Origin of the sequence: Paraburkholderia bannensis (assembly GCF_014200455.1) — a bacterium.
Classification (GTDB): Bacteria; Pseudomonadota; Gammaproteobacteria; order Burkholderiales; family Burkholderiaceae; genus Paraburkholderia; species Paraburkholderia bannensis_A.
In genome coordinates this window covers 77,043-92,687 of record NZ_JACHBW010000021.1, presented here as the reverse complement: position 1 = coordinate 92,687, position 15,645 = coordinate 77,043, and the positions used below count along the sequence as shown (strand labels likewise).

The window sequence follows — 15,645 nt, the reverse complement described above, 5'->3', positions numbered from 1 at the left end:
GCCATGCGGTGATGCATGGCGGGGCCCGTTTGCGTCATGCCATCGCGCGGATGGCGCAATGCGGTGCCGTGGCGATCAGCGTTTAGCGCATGGCTTGCACGACGCTGCCGACATAAGCGTAGAAGTAGCCGTCCGGTCCAAAGAAGCCGGACTGGTACCGGTTCGCGTCATAGTCCTGCATCGCGACGCGCACGTAACCCGGGCCCGGATCGAAGGCGTTCGGGTTCGGCTCGGGTTGCGGTTGCGGCGGCACCGTGCCCCCATTGCTGCCATTGCCGCCGCGTTCGCGTATGTCGCCGGAAATCGTCCCGCCGACATTCGACAGCGAACCCGCCGTGCCCGCGACGATTTCCTTCGAGACGATCGATCCGCCGTCGTTGTTCAACTTGCCGTTGACCTCGACGGTCGAGAAGCCTTGTGCCGCGATCGTGCCGTGCGCGTTATCGAGCGCGCCCGCCGTCACGTTCAGACGGTCCGCCGAGGCGATGCGTCCGTTGCCGTTCAGGATCGTGCCTGCGCCAAGCCGCGCTGTGCCGCGCGTGCTGGCGATCACGCCGTTGCCGTTATCGATGGTGGCGGCTTCCAGCGTCGCCAGTTCGCCGGCTTTCAGGCTGCCGCGCGTGTTCAGGAACGTCGTGCCCGCGCGAACGGATGCACTGTTGCCGATGTCGATCACGCCGTCCGTGTTGACGATGCCGGCGGATGCGCCGATCGTCGCATTGCCTGCCGTCGCGAGCGTGCCCTTCGTGTTGTCCAGATTCTGGGCGTCGAGCCGCAACGCGTTAGCGCCGCGCAGCGTGCCATTTGCGTTGACGATACGCTGCGCTTGCGCGCTCACGTCGCCTTGCGCGACGTCGATCCTGCCGTTGCTGTTGTCGAGCGTGCCGCCGTTGAATTGCACGGTGTTCTGGGCGAGCACCACACCCTTCGCGTTCGTGAACGTATCCGCTGCGCCAATGCTGACAGCCCCGCCGGAACTGAGCGTGCCCGCGTTGTTCACGCGCGCGCCGTTGACCGAAAGTTGCTGGACGGCGCTCACCGTCGCGCCCTGATTGCTGATGTTGCCGCCCTGGAGCGCGACTGCCGCGCCTTTGATGCTGCCGCCGGAAAGCGTCAATTGTTCGCCGGAGAGCGTGGCGTCGCGCGTCGCCGCGAGGGTACCGGTCTGGGTCAACGAGCTTTGGCCGACCATGCCCACCGCCTGAGCCGCGATGGCGCCGTCGTTACGCACGTTGACGCCCCGGATGTCGACGCCGCTGCCCGCGTTCAGACGCGCAGGCGCGCCGATCGAGACGTCGCCGTTCGATGCGATGCTGAGGTTGCCCGTCAACGAAGTGAGCGCGCCATTGTCGCGCACGCCGACACCGGCCTCGGTGCCGACGAGCCGCACCGCACCGTCGCCATACATGCTGCCGAGCGATTGCACGTCGATTGCCACCTGCGGCTTCGCGCCCGCGCCTTGTTGCGCGGCGGCGGCGTTCGAGGCGTAGTCCACGCGGTTTGCACCCGCGATCGCATCGATCGATTTGCCGCGTACTTCGGCGTTGACGGTGATCGCGCGCGCGATCAGATCGACCGCGCTCGACGACGCATTCAGCCCCTTGCCCTGCACGGCGATCGCGCCTTGCCTGACGTCGATGACGCCGAGCGAGCCGTCGGCGTTGAGCATCGGCGTGCCGGTCGCGAGCGTGACGCGCGGCGCGTTCAGGAAGCCGCAGCCCGAGCAGGTAATGCCGGCCGGATTGGCGAGCACGACATTGGCGCCCCGGCCCGCGACTTCGGTCGTGCCGAGTAGTTGGGACGCCTGGCCGCCCGTGACCTGCATGAGCACGAGATTGGCGTTGCGCCCGCCTAGCGCGGCATTCGCCAGCACCGCGCCGCCCGTTTGCGTCTGCACGTTTTGCGTGGCGTTATTCAGAATCACGCCATTCGCGCCGACGTTGTACTGCGTGAAGCGGTTGTTCGACACGCCGGCCGCGTTCGGCGCCACGATGTTGACGAGCTGCGTGCCGTTGCCCGAGGCGCCCAGCGTCGCGCGGGCGGCAGCGCCGGTGTCTATCGTGATCTGCGCGCTGGCGGCGAACGGCTGCATGCCGAAGGCGCAGAGCGCGGCAAACGCGCTGGCACGGGCCGCGAACCAGAGGGGGTGTCCGGAGAGTCGGGTATTGTCGATATGTTTTGTCATGCTAAATATTGTGAATGGATAAAGCATTGAGGAAGCCGTGGAGACGCGCTCAGACGAGTGCGCTTATCTGAACCAGCATGGTAGGTGTGCGATTGGGAAACGTTGCGGGCCGATAGAGCGGCCAGCCAAGCGAAACGTCGTAATTGACGCTGGCCGCAAAGCGATTCTTCGGCGCGAGCGTGCCCCGGATGCCCACCACTGTCCCCACCAGCGTGTTACCCGCCAGATACTGCGCCGTCGGCCCGCTGACGCGCCCTGCGTCGAGCCCCGCGTACAACGCCTGCACGCCAAAGGACGTTGGCGCGTACCAGTCGAGTTCGTTCGATACGGTCCAGCCGCTTTCCGCCGCCAGTGTCGTCTGCTGGTCGAAGCCGCGTACGGCGTAGCGGGTGCCGATCGTGAAAAAGTCGGGAGAAGTCACGCGTGTGCGCGCGTTTTGCCTGGTCCATGCGAACTGCCAGGAGAACGGTTGATTGGCCAAGCGAAACGGCGCCAGCACCGAAACGCAGGCCGTTTCGATCTGCTCGCGCCCATTGAAATGGGGATCGTCAAGGACATAGCCCGGCTCGCGCGAAAGGCCGCGCAACGTCGCGCGCCAGCCGAGCGAGGCATCCACCTGCACGCGTCCAAAATAATGACGATGCGATACGCCAAGCTCGTAGCCATAGACGTCGCGGTCCTGTACGTCGATCCAGCTGTCGTTCACGTAATGATGATTGATCGACCGATAGAGGCGTGCGCTCAGTTCGGTGCGCGACGTGGCGCCGCGCTGCACGACGCGCGCGAGTTTCACACCCGCGCCTTTTTGCTCGCCGGTGAACTGGGCCTCGCCGAACGTGAAGGCGCGCGTTTGCAGATAGCTGCTGCGCGAGGCATCGAGCGTGAGCATCGAATAGCCGAACGGCACGCTGTAGGACGCGCTTGCCTGAGTCGAGCCTTTGCCGGGCGCGCCGCGATCGGCGTTCGTCAGGCCGGCGACCTGCAACTGGTCGTACTGATGCAGCGGCGAGTCGATCGTTAGCATGCCATACAGTTCGTTCTTGCCGGTGACCGCCTGTCCGGCGTTGTCATAGCCGAGCGCCGCGTGCCAGCGTTTTTGATCGCCGGGAAACAGAACGATGTCGGATTCGCCTTCTACCGCGCCCGGCAGGATGTCGAAACGCGCGTTGGCCTGCGAGGAGAGACGCCGGATATTCTCCAGCGCCTGGTCGATGCCGCGCTGATCGAGCAGATCGCCGCGCTGCAGCGGCAGGGCGCGCGCCAGAGCGCCGATCGCTTCGGGCCGCGCCGCGGCCGCCGATGCCTGGGCGAGATCGTCGGGCGATTCGTCGGGCGATGCGTCGGGCGATTCGTCGAACGCGGCGGACTCGTCGCGCACTTCCCCTACACGTCCCGCCTGCACATCGAGCCTGAGTACGCCGGACGCGAGCGACTGCAGCGGCACGCTCACGCGCGACGTCACATAGCCTCTGGCGATCAGCGCATTGGTGGCGGCGTCCTGGATCGCCTTCAGCCCGAGCGCACCCACGCACTGGCCCGCCACCGGCGCGACCACGCCAGACAGCGAGCGGAACGGATTATTGGCGATCTCGATCTTGTCGATCTGGAAGCACGGCGTTTCTGCGGGCAGATGCGCGAGGTCCGTGGCGCCGGCTTCGCGGCTGTGCGCATTGCCGTCGAGCGCATCGCCAAGCGCGCCGTTGTTCGAGGTCGCTTCGAGACGCTGCTGCTGCAGGCGTTGTGTATCGACGCCCGGCAGGCCGTCGACGAACGACGCGCCCTCGCTTTGCGCGAGCGTGGGCAGGCTGTATATCGCGAGAGCGGCGGCGGCGAAGGTGGTCTTGCTGGAGGGTGACACGGCGGCGCTGGCTGGTTGATCACGCGCCGGAGGTTAGAGGTTGCAAGGAATCAGGGTCAAGCGTAATGCTTTTGAAATATGAGGCGCGCGCGCGGATTTGTCCTTGTTTTGCAGATCCGGAAACTTTTCAGGCAATCTGGCCGCGCGTTGGCCCGTGCGCTTTCTCCGTCATTTGACGGACGCATATGACGCATATGACGCATATTCTTCCGGGCGGCCCGCTTCCGCCATCCTGCTGACGGTTCCCTGCGCGAGCGCCACAAGCCGCTCGCTGCCGTCCTCCATCACAAACACGCTGCACTGGCAGGTCGCCTGCTGACGCCCCGCGTGGACGACGCGCGCCCGCGCCATCAGCGTGCCCGACAGCGCCGGCCTCAGATAGTTGATCTTGTATTCGCCTGTAACGACACGCGGCCCGAGGGCCAGCGCGCCCGCGAAGGTCAGCGCATTGTCGGCGAGATACGAGATCACGCCGCCGTGCACGAAGCCGTGCTGTTGCTTGAGTTCGTCGCGTACGGGCAGGCGCAGCGTCAGCTCGTTGGGGCCGACGTGCATCAATTCAGTGCCCAGCAACATGCTGAACGGCTGCGCCATCAGCGCGCCGCGTGCGCGGTCAACGAGATCGGTCATGGCGGCCTTCCCCGGGACTGTGCCCGCATGAATTCATAACCACTCTAGGAAGCGAGTTGCGGCGGCGCAAGGTGAATCGAAGGCCGCCGCGCGAGAAATTGTTGTGGGAAACGAATGGAATCGCCGCGAAAACGGGCTCATTGCAGTTTTGAAACGATCTGTCGCCGTTTTAATGCTGAAAATTCACACTTTTAGGCTCAATACAACGTTTGCTCCTGCCGTAAACCCCAGTGGAGGCGCGCGCGATACCCATGCGTTCGCCGATCCCACACTCACTGCCATCCCAGGTGTTCAAGATGTTCAGCAAGATCAAGGTCGCTTCCGGCCTTCTATGCGTTCTAGTCGCATTCTGCGTACTTCAGCTCGTGACCGAGGGGCTGGGCTTCTGGTCGCTCACCCGCACCCACGACGACGTCAAGGATCTCTCCAAGGTCGCGCTGCGCCAGGCCAGCGCCGCCAACGAAACCACCCAGCATTTGATGGACGCCCGCATCAACCTCTCGCGCGCAGGCACGCGCCTGATCCGCGGCGGCGCGGCGCCGAGCGACATCATCGGCCACGCCCAGGAGCAACTGAGCGCGGCCGACCAGTCGTTCGCCACGCTCAACGCGGTCGAGCCGATCAACGACGAGGACCGCGCCCGCGTCGCGGCGCTCGGCCAGCGTTATCAGGTCTATCACAAGGCGCTCGCCGAACTGGTGGACGACCTCAACGCCAACAACATCCAGGCCTTCCTCGACCAGCCGACGCAGTCGTATCAGGACGCTTACCTGGCCGAGCTGCAGGAATTCGCGCGCTTTAGCGCCGCGGCCAGCCGCAGCTCGCTGGAGTCGATCGATTCGCGCCTCGCCGTATTCGAGGGCGTGGGCATCGTGATCCTGCTGGGTCTGATCGCGCTGGCCACCGGCGTGTACTTCGGGCTGCGCAACGGCGTGGTCGTGCCGCTCGAGGAGGCGGGCCGTCACTTCGACCGCATCGCTCGCGGGCGTCTGGACCAAACCGTGGCTGCGCGCGGCGATAACGAAATCGGCCGGCTGTTCCGCGGCATCGCGATGATGCAGGCGAGCCTTGCGCGCACGGTGCATACGGTGCGCGAGACGGCGAGCGGCATTAACGTGGGCGCGGACGAAATCGCTACCGGCAACGCCGATCTTTCGGCGCGCACGGAATCGCAGGCCGCTTCGCTCGAAGAAACCGCAGCCAGCATGGAGCAGCTCACGGGCACGGTGCGCAACACCGCCGAAAACGCCCGCGAAGCCAATGCACTGGCCGAAGCCGCGCTCGACGCGACTTCGCGCGGTGGCGCGGTGGTGGGCGAAGTGGTCGAGCGCATGCATGCGATCGCGCAAAGTTCGGACAAGATCGCCGAGATCATCGGCGTGATCGACGGCATCGCCTTCCAGACCAATATTCTGGCGCTCAACGCCGCCGTGGAAGCAGCGCGCGCGGGCGAGCAGGGCCGCGGCTTCGCCGTGGTGGCGGGCGAGGTGCGCGGACTCGCGCAACGCAGCGCGCAATCGGCCAAGGAGATCAAGACGCTGATCAGTGAATCGGTCTCGCAGATTCGCGGCGGTTCGGAACTGGTCGAGCGCGCGGGCGAGTCGATGCGCGAAGTGTCCACCTCGATTTCGCGCGCCACGCAGATGATGGCGGGCATCAGCGCATCGTCGCTGGAGCAGAGCGCGGGGATCGATCAGGTGAACACGGCCGTGTCGCAGATGGACCAGATGACGCAGCAGAACGCGGCGCTGGTGGAGGAAGCGGCGGCTGCCGCGGCTTCGCTGCATCAGCAGACGCGCCAGCTTGCCGAAGCCGTGGCGGCATTCGAGATTTCGCCGGCGGTGCTGGCCGAAGGCCGCCGTCTCGCGGAGATGACGGCGAGCACGTTGCGCAAGGAACCGGAGGGGGCGTTCGCGACGGCCTGAGCGTTTCAGACCGGTCTGGTTTCAGCCTGACGAAAGGGCGGCCATGCAAGTGAGCCGCCCTGTTTGCTTTCTATCGATCCAGCGCGTTGTACGCCGTGAGCAGATGATAGGGCGTGGTTGAAGGCATATCGGCGCGGGCGATGTCGCCGTTCGCGGCGCGGCATTCGATCCAGCCTTGCGGCGTCAGAAAACGAGCGGAGAATTTTTCGATCTGGCCGTTTAAGGTTGCGCGCACAACGGTGTCGCCGTGCGTGGCGATCGCGCGCAAGTATTCCGTTTGCGCCCAGATGCGCTGGGTGGCGTCGGTCACGCGTCCGCTTTCGTCGGTCGCCGCCGCCACCGCGCCCGTGAGCGGGTCCACGCCGTGCTTCACCGCGAACGCGAAGGCGCGCACCAGTGCCTTCTGCAGCCCGGATTCGCCCAGCCGCTTCTCGCCTGCCTGCGCGGCAAGCCAGAACCATTCGAACTGATGCCCCGGCTCCAGCCGGTTGCCAGCCGCGCCGAGCGGCAATTCGGCGATGCAGCCCGTGGGCGCGTGCAGGAAGCCGCGCGCGAGCGCTTCGCACAGCCGCGTGATGGCGGTGTCGAAGGCGGCATCGCCGGTGGCCTCGCGGGCCACCAGCCAGGCTTCGGTCAGATGCATCAGCGGGTTTTGCAGCGGGCCGCCGGTGACGTTCGCGAACGAGGCGTCGAGGGCCGATTGCAGCAGGCCGTCGGGCGCCTTGAAGCGGTCGAGGATCAGCGCGGAGGTCTCGCGCGCCGTGTCGAGCGCTTCGCTTACGCCAAAGCGCTGGCCGTAGGCGGAGCACGCGAACACTACGAACGCGTGCGTGTAGAGGTCTTTGGTGGTGTCGAGCGGCGCGCCTTGCGGATCGACGCTGTAGAACCATCCGCCATGCGTGCGGTCCTGAAAGTAATGGCGCAGCGATTCGAACAGCGCATGCGCGTGCGTGGCGTCGCCGGCCTGCGAAAACACGAAAAGCTGGCGGGCGCAGGCCATGGCGCGGTAGCGCGCGTCGGGCAAGGACGCCGCGCCGCTGGCGTCTAGCGCTTCGTGCGGCAGGCGCAACGCGGCGTTGAAGCCGGGGCCGCGCCACAGCGGCAGGATGGTGCGGTCGTAATGTTCGCGCAGGCTGGCTGCGCCGGTGAATGCGTTCATGAAAGACGTGTGCGCAGGACGAATACGGTGCCGCCGATTGTACGCTGCGGCGCGATCCGTCTCGAATCGATGCCTTTCTAAAGCTTGCTCGCGCCAGCCAACGACAAGGAAAACCGCACCCTGCTCAACCGCCGGGAACGAACTCGTCTCGCGGCTCATCATGATCGTGCTGGCGCGCGTGCCGTCGATGGAGTACAAGGCAATCTGCACGGCGCTGCGCAAGCTGCAAGTCGTCAAGGAGTTCGGCGAGGACGGGCTGCGGAACTGATCGGTTTGACGGATGCGTCGATGCGTCATGGATACTTCATATTTTAGGGACGCACACCGGCAACGTTTGCGGCTAAGATGCCTGTCCAGGGCGCAAAGGCCGATCGACGAGATCGACGCACGGGCGCCCGAAGAGCGATCGCGGCTGTCGGGCTGCGGCCAGGCTAGACCGCCGTGCGACGCGAGTTCATCCGAAGCGAGCCTCATCGTTGACCCATGGCCGATCACGCAGATTACGCAGACAACGCAGAGAATGAATCGTCGGAAGCTGGGCGCAGTGCGCGCGGCACGACTTCCCGCCGGCGCGCAGCGTCGCCTGACGCAACGATCGGCGCCCCGCTGGACGCCCAGCCCGCCGAGCCTACCCTCGATCTATTTGGGCACGCCGGGGACGGCCCCGTGCCGGAGTTCGTCGGCGCGACCCAGGGCGTGAGCCCGAAAGTCAGCCGCGCGATGGCGTCGCTCGCCGCGCGCCGCGCAGCGCGGCAGAAGACCGCACCGCTCGCGCAGGAAGCGGCGCTCGACCCCGTTCTCGATCCCGCCGAGCCGTTTTTCCACGCCGATCCGCTGCAACCAGACGCATCCGCACAACCTGCACATCCTGCCGCCGTGGCTGACGAGGCTGACCAGGCCTTGGCGCCTGCGAGCGCTGAAAGCGCTCCAGCCGCTGAAGCGGTCGAGACGCCCAAACCTGCCGAAATCGCGCTCGAGGCCGCGGCGAAGCCCGCAAACGGCTTCTCCTATGCGCCGACGAGCGCAAGCGGCAGTCCGGCGCATTTGAACTCGGTGGTGCATGCCTCGGATTTCGAGGCGGCGGTGCATGGTCCGGTCCACGAGCACGCGGATAAAACCTCGCGGGCGGATCTTGCCGGCGCGCTGGCCGTACAGGCGCGCAGAACCCGGTGGATGCTCACGGCGGCCGTGGCGGCCCTCGTGGTGACGACGCTCGTGGCGGTGGTGGAAACCGCCATGCTGGCCAACTTTTCGGCCGATTCACAAGCCCAGCAGCAACGCATCGAGCTTCTGCTGCAGAACCAGCAGGCCGCGCTGGACAAGCTCACGGCCCGCCTGGACGCGCCGCCGCCTGTCGAAACCGGCGCTGCGGCGGCTGCGTCGGTGGCCGCACCGGCCGCTGCGGCGCCGGCCCGTGCGCAATCGGCCTCCGCGCCCACGCGCCATGCCGCACGCGCCGCCAGGGCCAAGGCTGCTGAAAAGGCCGAGAAAGACAAGTCGGCTTCCCACGCCGCAGCCAAGGCGCACGCCCAGTCGGGCACGCATCAGACGACGAAAAACTGATCGTTTCGCCGTTTTTTCCGACCCCTAAATAGCAGGATGCCTATGTGTTGCCTCGGCGCAACGCTGGCAACGCATAGGCAGGCCTACTGACGGACTGCGACGCGGCGCCGCGCTTTTTTTGTTGCACTGCACTGGTGTTGGCTCAGGGAAAACCCTATAATGCTTTCAGTCAGGGAAAACCCTTAACTTCCGCCTCACCAGGAGTCATCATGAGCTTTATCCTCGCACTGCTCCAGAAGGTGGACGACTTTTTCGCGTCGCCCTACCTGCCGATGGATGCCGATTATTCGTATGCTGCGCGTGCCCGCGAAGCCGAACGCATCCGCCGCTCGCACTACGCGCCGTTCGGCCTGCCGCGCGACTAAGCTGTTCATCACTGTTGTACATCGCTACGACGATCTGACCGCAATCGGGGCACTATCCGCCCATCTGCTGGTCGACCGAAACGAAGCGAACGAAGCCGGTTCTTGTAAAGGAGCCGGCTTTGTTGCTTCTGGAGCCTGAAAAAAGTGCCGTGCTGACTTCAGCCGGGATGCTTTGCGTCTTGCACCCGTTCCAGCGCGGATGCGCTTTCTTCCCCGGCACGCGCAATCGCCGGCTGCTTGCGTGCAGGCCCTACCGCGCGTAGCCGCATCTCGAAATCCTCCAGCACCGCATCGCGCGATAGCGACGCCACCGCGAATGTGCGGCCCGCGCTGCCGTACTCCTCGCGTCGCGCCGGATCGTCGGCCAGCGTGCGGATCGCGTGGGCGAGGCTATGGGCGTCGCCGGGAGGCACCACCATGCCGCGCGGCGCGACCGCGTCGTGCAATTCGGTGCCGGGGCTGGCCATTGCAATCACCGCGCGACCGCTTGCGAACATGCCGGTGAGCTTGGATGGCATCACCAGATCGGCGGCATCGGCGCGTTGCGGCAGGACGTGAATATCGGCGAGATTGAGCAGTTCGTTCAGCTCCTCGACGGGCCGCAGGTCGATCACGCGGCAATTCGGCAGCTCGCCGCAAGCCGCTTCGATGGCCGCGCGCGCCGGGCCGCTGCCGCAAAACACGAAGGCCAGATCCGCCTGATCCTTGAGCGCGAGCGTAGCGTCGGTCAGCACGTCCAGGCCCTGCTTCAGACCCATGTTGCCCGAATAGAGCACCACCACGGCGTCAGAAGCGATGCCAAGCGCCGCCTTCAGACGGCTCGTGCGTCCGAGCGGAAATACGGCATCCGTGCTGGCCCAGTTGGGAAAGCGCACGAGTTGCGCGGCGCGCACCCCCTTGTCGGCGGCGCGTTCGAGCATCTTGCCGGAGATCGTCGAAACGCTGTCGAAGCGTTTGAGCAGCGTGCGCTCGATCGCAAGCGCGGTGCGCTTGAGCCACGATCCGCGCAGAATGTCGAGCTTGAATGCGGCATCCACTTCGAAGTCCTGAATATGCAGCCATGCATGCGCACCGCACAGCCGCGCGGCAAGCCATCCCGTAGGCGCGTTCAGCAGACTGGGCGCGACGCAGAACACTATGTCGGGACGCCAGAAGGCGAAGCGCAGCATCAGCGGCAGGCTGGACAGCGCGAAACTCGCGAGATGCACGAGACGCGCCTTGCCGCGCGGCTTCGACGGCACCCACAATGGCGCGCGCGAGACCTGGACACCGTCGCGCGATTCGCTCGTATAGCGCTTTGCCGAGTACGGCTGCGTCACGCGCCACTCGGGATAGTAGGGCGGCGCCGTCACCACGCGCACCTCATGGCCGCGCGAGGCGAGCCACGCGGCCATCTCACCGGTATATTTGCCGATCCCGGTCATTTCCGGTGCGTAGTTGATGCCGTAGATCAGGATCTTCACTGGGCCTCCGTGCGCGCTGTGGGGATTGCCGGAATATCGCTCATGAGTGGCCGATTATGAGGCGGCAAAACACCGGCGCGACCGCCACGATCTCGCGGCGATCGGACAATCGCCCGCAGACGCAAGACGGTCATTCACCGATCAGGAGTACCCGGCAAGCCGGTCGCGCACCTGACGCACGACGCGCAGCATGGTGCGCAATCTCGCTTCGAGACCCGCGTCGTAGTGGTGGATGATGAGCGAGCGGCGCTCGCCATCCGCAACGTGCAGATTGTGATGGAGCGTGACGAGGCCGTTGAACACATAGGCATTGCCCGGCTCGCAGCGAATGCGGCGGCAATGACGCATGCTGAAGCCGCTATTGACGATCGCGCGCCGCAGTGCGAATGGCAGACCGTGTTCGAAAAAGAGCCATGCCTTGGTGAATAGATGCATGAGCGGCGCGAGCGGTTGGTTCCGGCGCACATGCACGATCAGGTCACCGTTCTGATCGCCGTCGGGCGCGCGCTGCAATGGAATCAGTACGGTCAGCACATGCGAATCGAAATGGCGCAAATAACTCTGTGCGGACATACGAGGCCCGACACAGCGCAGCACATGAATGGGCGCGTCGTTCGGCTCTCGCGCCATGGTCTGGCCGATCCACTGTCGCGCCGCCGCGCAAACCTGCGCTTCCATCGCGCTAAATGCATCGTGCAGACGCATCGCATCGGCAAACTGGCGTGCGGCCGCCGAAGCCCGCCGCCCGTCGGGCGGCTGCCATTCATGCCGCGCGGCCTCGATGGCCGCATTGATGCTTGCGAGCAGATCGGCCGGCACGACGCCAACGAATTCCCTGATGAATTCGTCCATGAGACCGCTCTCAGTCCTTACCCCTGTGTTCATGGCCGGGCCTTTCTTGTCGTATCGAGATGGCGCGCCGCCGGGAATGGCCACGCCAGACAAGACGTGACCCGCTTCAAGGTTTTCGGACCACCTTACTACGCGCGAGAATGCCTCCGTCGCCAAGTCTTCGGCTTAATCGGCCACCCGGGAGTTCGCGCGCGGTAAATGCACCCGAATTTTTTTGCCATGCACCATACAAAAGCAATTTTTCCCGTGGTTTTTTTCGTACTTTATCGACGTGGAAAGGAAATGTAGGGGAAAACCCGTTTTTAACTTTCGATTGATAACTTTATTCGTCAGATGGAAAACACGGCAAATCCCTCTGAATGGAACAGTTACTGCTTGGATGCCCATAGCCAAAAATTTCCGGGAGACCGAAAACGCATTCAGGGTTTTAATCAGACAAATCAATCTATCCAGGTTCGATGCGTCATGAATCCGCTGAAATCGGCCAAAAAGCCTTATAAAATGGGCTCGAATGGAATGCTGCGATGCAGCGGAATGGGTTCCACAAATGCCCGGGCTGCGATGCTGCAACCGTGCCAGCGAGTACTTTTTCATCGAATCACTTTCGGATTTTTTAATGGTGGATTGCGTTCGATACTCGTCTTATCAATGTGCGAAGCCCCACATAAATATCCGATTTATTGATCCGCCAACACCTCGCCATAATCGGTCACGTCACGCGCAATGCATTTCGACCAGCTATGATGCACTGCACACGGAACAATAAAATCGCATCGCGGAATGCGAAACAAGGGAGCCAGCGGACCGTCCACATTGGGGAACAGTCATGGCATACGTCGTTATAGATGATCGAGGTTCGGCCGCGTCGCTGTCGGCCAGAAACACCGCGACGCGCGTCACCCGGGAAAGGGTTACCCGACAAATCGGGATTGTGCTGTTTGAAGGTTTTTCCCTGCTTGGCGCGGGGATGGTGGCAGAGGTATTCCAGCTGGCCAACGATCTTGCAATGTCCGAAGGCGCGAGGACGCTGCCCTATCGTGTGTGGCTGCTCTCGGTAGACGGGGGCGCCGTGGCCTGTTCGTCGTCGCTCAAGCTGGCGACGTCCGCGATCGACGAAGTGGGCGATTCGACTATCCGCGGTTTCGACGCGCTTTTCATCGGCGGTGGCCGCGCGGTGGCCAATGCACTGGGCGACGCTCGCCTGAAGGCATGGTTGCATCGCGTGGTGCCCGCGAGCGACGAGGTGCGCGCGATCGGTGAAGGGCATCAGTTGCTGAAAGCGGCCGGGCTCGAATCGGAGCAGGGTGGCGCGCCGTTCGGTCAGCGCGTGCGTCTTGCGGGCTCGGAAGAGGACGCGAGCGCCGACGATCATCACGAAGCGCTGCGCGCGGCGCTCGTGCTGATTCGCCGCGACATGGGCGCTGACGCCGCGCGCAAGGTGGGCGAGCGCGCGCTGCCGAGTCTTTCCACGCGGCTTTCGGCGTTGTTTGCCGATGCCTCGCGGCCCACCTCGGGCGACAAGGTGTGGGCGTCGGCGCGCTGGCTGCAGGAGAACTGCGAACGCGCGATTTCGGTGGCGGACGCGGCCCAGGCCTTCGCGATGAGCGAGCGTAATTTCCTGCGGCGTTTCAAGGACGTGCTGGGCATGACGCCCTCGGATTACCTGCTGCAAGTGCGGCTCGAACTGACCTGCCAGTTGCTCGTCAACACCGATCTGCCGGTGGACAAGATCGCGCGTCGCAGCGGCATGCGCGACGGCGACCGTCTCTCCAAGGTATTCCGCAGCCGGCTGGGCGTTTCACCTACCGAATATCGCAGCCGCCACCGGGTTCGGGTGGACGACGCGATTGGTCAATAAGGTCAATAAGGTCAATGAGCGCCGCTTGGGCGAACTCACCTGAATAGCGCGGTCCAGCGCTAACTGTACGTAGCGCGCGGCGCAACGCCGTGCGGGGCGAAGACAGCACACGCATTCCATTTCGACGACGGGCGAGGCGCCTGCGCGCACGCGCAGCGCTGCCCCGGCGGTTTCAACTCGCTACACATGATAGGAGTACGAAACGATGGAAATCGATTACGGAAAAATCGCAAAGCCCGTGGAAACCACTCATGCGGGGCTTCAGGCGGCGCCGGTGTTCGTGACCGTCGACGTGCTCGATGTGAGTACGCCTGGCGCGCCCATGACGCATGTTCCGACGCTGCGCATCGTGCCTGTGGTGCTGGCGGGCGGTGCGGGCACGCGCCTGTGGCCGATGTCGCGCGAACAGTTCCCCAAGCAGTTGATCGGCGTGATCGGCCAGGACACGCTGCTGCAATCGACCATGCGCCGTCTGGAAGGTTTCCCCACGCCGTGGGAGATCGTGCCCGAGCCGATCGTCGTCTGCGGCGACGAACATCGCTTCCTGACCGCCGAACAGACACGCGCCGGCGGCACGAAGGCGGAGATCATCGTTGAGCCCGAACGGCGCGATACCGCGCCCGCACTGACGCTGGCCTGCGCCGCGGCTTGCTCGCGAGGCAGCGACGCCATCGTCGTGGCGATGCCTGCCGATCATGCGATCGGCGATCTGGCGGCGTTCCAGCGCGCCGTCAGCCGCGCCGCGCGTTATGCGGAAGCGGGCGCCATCGCCACGCTGGGTGTGCCGCCCACCCGGCCCGATACTGGCTTCGGCTATATCCGTCTGGGCAAGCCGCTCGAAGATGGCGCGCGCAATATCGCGGGTTTCGTCGAAAAACCCGCCGCGGAACTGGCGGCGCACTATGTCGATACCGGCGACTACTGGTGGAACAGCGGCATTTTCGTTGTGCGCGCATCGGTCTGGCTGGACACACTCCAGCACCTGCAGCCCGCGATGCATGAGGCCTGCATGGCGGCCTACGTGTCGGGCCAGCACGACGGCGCCTTCTTTCGCCCGCAACGCGACTACTTCAAGACCTCGCCGTCCGACTCGATCGATTACGCGGTGATGGAGCGTCTGGGCACCGATCCGGCGCTCGCGCCTGGCGTGGTGGTGCCGCTCGATGCGGGCTGGTCCGATCTGGGCTCCTGGGATGCCGTGTGGGACGCACTCGATAAAGATGCGGACGGCAACGTTGGCCGTGGCCGCGTGATGTTCGAGAACTCGACTTCGAGTCTTGCGCATTCCGAGGGGCGTCTGGTGGCCTGCGTGGGCGTGAGCAACGTGGTGGTGGTGGAAACCGACGACGCCGTGCTGGTCGCCGACCGCTCGCAGGTGAAGGACGTCAAGGGCCTGGTGTCGAAGATCAAGGCGCTGCATGCACCCGAAGCCAACACACACCGCAAGGTACGCCGTCCCTGGGGCTATTACGATTCGATCGACAAGGGCGCGCGCTTCCAGGTCAAGCGCATCGTGGTGCAGCCCGGCGCGCAGCTTTCGTTGCAACTGCATCACCACCGCGCCGAGCATTGGGTGGTGGTGAGCGGCACGGCGCTGGTCACGCGCGGCGACGAGCAGTTCATGCTGAGCGAGAACGAATCCACTTTTATCCCCATCGGCGTGCGCCATCGGCTGGAAAACCCCGGCAAATTGCCGCTCGAGATCATCGAGGTGCAATCGGGCGCCTATCTGGGCGAGGACGACATCGTGCGCTTCGACGACACCTATGGCCGGGCCTGAATGCACC

Annotated in this window: 12 protein-coding genes; 5 read left to right on the top strand and 7 right to left on the bottom strand. The window is 64.8% G+C overall.

Annotated features, from left to right (window positions below):
• Window positions 1–82 precede the first annotated feature (82 nt).
• The 3 genes from F4827_RS28760 to F4827_RS28750 form a co-directional block, all read right to left on the bottom strand.
• A complete protein-coding gene (locus F4827_RS28760) occupies window positions 83–2,185 on the bottom strand; it encodes a filamentous hemagglutinin N-terminal domain-containing protein (RefSeq protein ID WP_183730364.1) in 2,103 nt (700 codons plus the stop codon).
• Window positions 2,186–2,234: 49 nt separating this feature from the next.
• Window positions 2,235–4,043: a ShlB/FhaC/HecB family hemolysin secretion/activation protein gene (locus tag F4827_RS28755; RefSeq protein ID WP_183730361.1), complete on the bottom strand. Its 1,809-nt coding sequence runs from the start codon at window positions 4,041–4,043 to the stop codon at window positions 2,235–2,237.
• A gap of 168 nt (window positions 4,044–4,211) precedes the next feature.
• A complete protein-coding gene (locus F4827_RS28750; protein ID WP_183730358.1) occupies window positions 4,212–4,673 on the bottom strand; it encodes a PaaI family thioesterase in 462 nt (153 codons plus the stop codon).
• A gap of 296 nt (window positions 4,674–4,969) precedes the next feature.
• On the opposite strand from F4827_RS28750, the gene F4827_RS28745 reads away from it, so the two are divergent.
• Window positions 4,970–6,598 carry a methyl-accepting chemotaxis protein gene (locus F4827_RS28745; protein ID WP_183730355.1) on the top strand — a complete coding sequence of 543 codons (1,629 nt, stop codon included), beginning with the start codon at window positions 4,970–4,972 and terminating at the stop codon, window positions 6,596–6,598.
• Window positions 6,599–6,668: 70 nt separating this feature from the next.
• Here the strand turns inward: F4827_RS28745 and F4827_RS28740 are convergent, their stop codons facing one another.
• Window positions 6,669–7,757, bottom strand: coding sequence for an AGE family epimerase/isomerase (locus tag F4827_RS28740; protein ID WP_183730352.1), 1,089 nt, complete (start codon window positions 7,755–7,757; stop codon window positions 6,669–6,671).
• 483 nt (window positions 7,758–8,240) lie between these two features.
• Here F4827_RS28740 and F4827_RS28735 point away from each other — a divergent pair, with 483 nt between their 5' ends.
• Window positions 8,241–9,320 (top strand): hypothetical protein, encoded by a 1,080-nt coding sequence (locus F4827_RS28735; protein ID WP_183730349.1) that lies wholly within the window; start codon window positions 8,241–8,243, stop codon window positions 9,318–9,320.
• A 209-nt stretch (window positions 9,321–9,529) separates the two neighbouring features.
• Window positions 9,530–9,685 carry a hypothetical protein gene (locus tag F4827_RS28730; protein WP_167068239.1) on the top strand — a complete coding sequence of 52 codons (156 nt, stop codon included), beginning with the start codon at window positions 9,530–9,532 and terminating at the stop codon, window positions 9,683–9,685.
• A 158-nt stretch (window positions 9,686–9,843) separates the two neighbouring features.
• Here the strand turns inward: F4827_RS28730 and F4827_RS28725 are convergent, their stop codons facing one another.
• From F4827_RS28725 to F4827_RS28715, 3 genes are all read right to left on the bottom strand, one after another.
• On the bottom strand, window positions 9,844–11,148 hold the full coding sequence (locus tag F4827_RS28725) for a glycosyltransferase WbuB (RefSeq protein WP_183730346.1): 1,305 nt from the start codon (window positions 11,146–11,148) through the stop codon (window positions 9,844–9,846).
• 141 nt (window positions 11,149–11,289) lie between these two features.
• Entirely contained in the window at window positions 11,290–12,084 is a 795-nt protein-coding gene (locus F4827_RS28720) for a hypothetical protein (protein WP_184123846.1), read from the bottom strand.
• An 81-nt stretch (window positions 12,085–12,165) separates the two neighbouring features.
• A complete protein-coding gene (locus tag F4827_RS28715; RefSeq protein ID WP_183730340.1) occupies window positions 12,166–12,594 on the bottom strand; it encodes a hypothetical protein in 429 nt (142 codons plus the stop codon).
• Between the two features lie 412 nt (window positions 12,595–13,006).
• Here F4827_RS28715 and F4827_RS28710 point away from each other — a divergent pair, with 412 nt between their 5' ends.
• Window positions 13,007–13,858, top strand: coding sequence for a helix-turn-helix domain-containing protein (locus F4827_RS28710; protein WP_409258869.1), 852 nt, complete (start codon window positions 13,007–13,009; stop codon window positions 13,856–13,858).
• A gap of 322 nt (window positions 13,859–14,180) precedes the next feature.
• The gene (locus F4827_RS28705; RefSeq protein ID WP_183730443.1) at window positions 14,181–15,638 is read left to right on the top strand and encodes a mannose-1-phosphate guanylyltransferase/mannose-6-phosphate isomerase; all 1,458 of its coding nucleotides are present in this window, start codon (window positions 14,181–14,183) and stop codon (window positions 15,636–15,638) included.
• Window positions 15,639–15,645 lie beyond the last annotated feature (7 nt).

Coding starts and splice junctions, on each gene's coding strand:
- F4827_RS28705 (WP_183730443.1), top strand. CDS start 14,181: ATGACGCATGTTCCGACGCTGCGCATCGTGCCTGTGGTGCTGGCGGGC.
- F4827_RS28740 (WP_183730352.1), bottom strand. CDS start 7,757: ATGAACGCATTCACCGGCGCAGCCAGCCTGCGCGAACATTACGACCGC.
- F4827_RS28750 (WP_183730358.1), bottom strand. CDS start 4,673: ATGACCGATCTCGTTGACCGCGCACGCGGCGCGCTGATGGCGCAGCCG.
- F4827_RS28730 (WP_167068239.1), top strand. CDS start 9,530: ATGAGCTTTATCCTCGCACTGCTCCAGAAGGTGGACGACTTTTTCGCG.
- F4827_RS28735 (WP_183730349.1), top strand. CDS start 8,241: ATGGCCGATCACGCAGATTACGCAGACAACGCAGAGAATGAATCGTCG.
- F4827_RS28715 (WP_183730340.1), bottom strand. CDS start 12,594: ATGAAAAAGTACTCGCTGGCACGGTTGCAGCATCGCAGCCCGGGCATT.
- F4827_RS28745 (WP_183730355.1), top strand. CDS start 4,970: ATGTTCAGCAAGATCAAGGTCGCTTCCGGCCTTCTATGCGTTCTAGTC.
- F4827_RS28710 (WP_409258869.1), top strand. CDS start 13,007: ATGTCCGAAGGCGCGAGGACGCTGCCCTATCGTGTGTGGCTGCTCTCG.
- F4827_RS28760 (WP_183730364.1), bottom strand. CDS start 2,185: ATGACAAAACATATCGACAATACCCGACTCTCCGGACACCCCCTCTGG.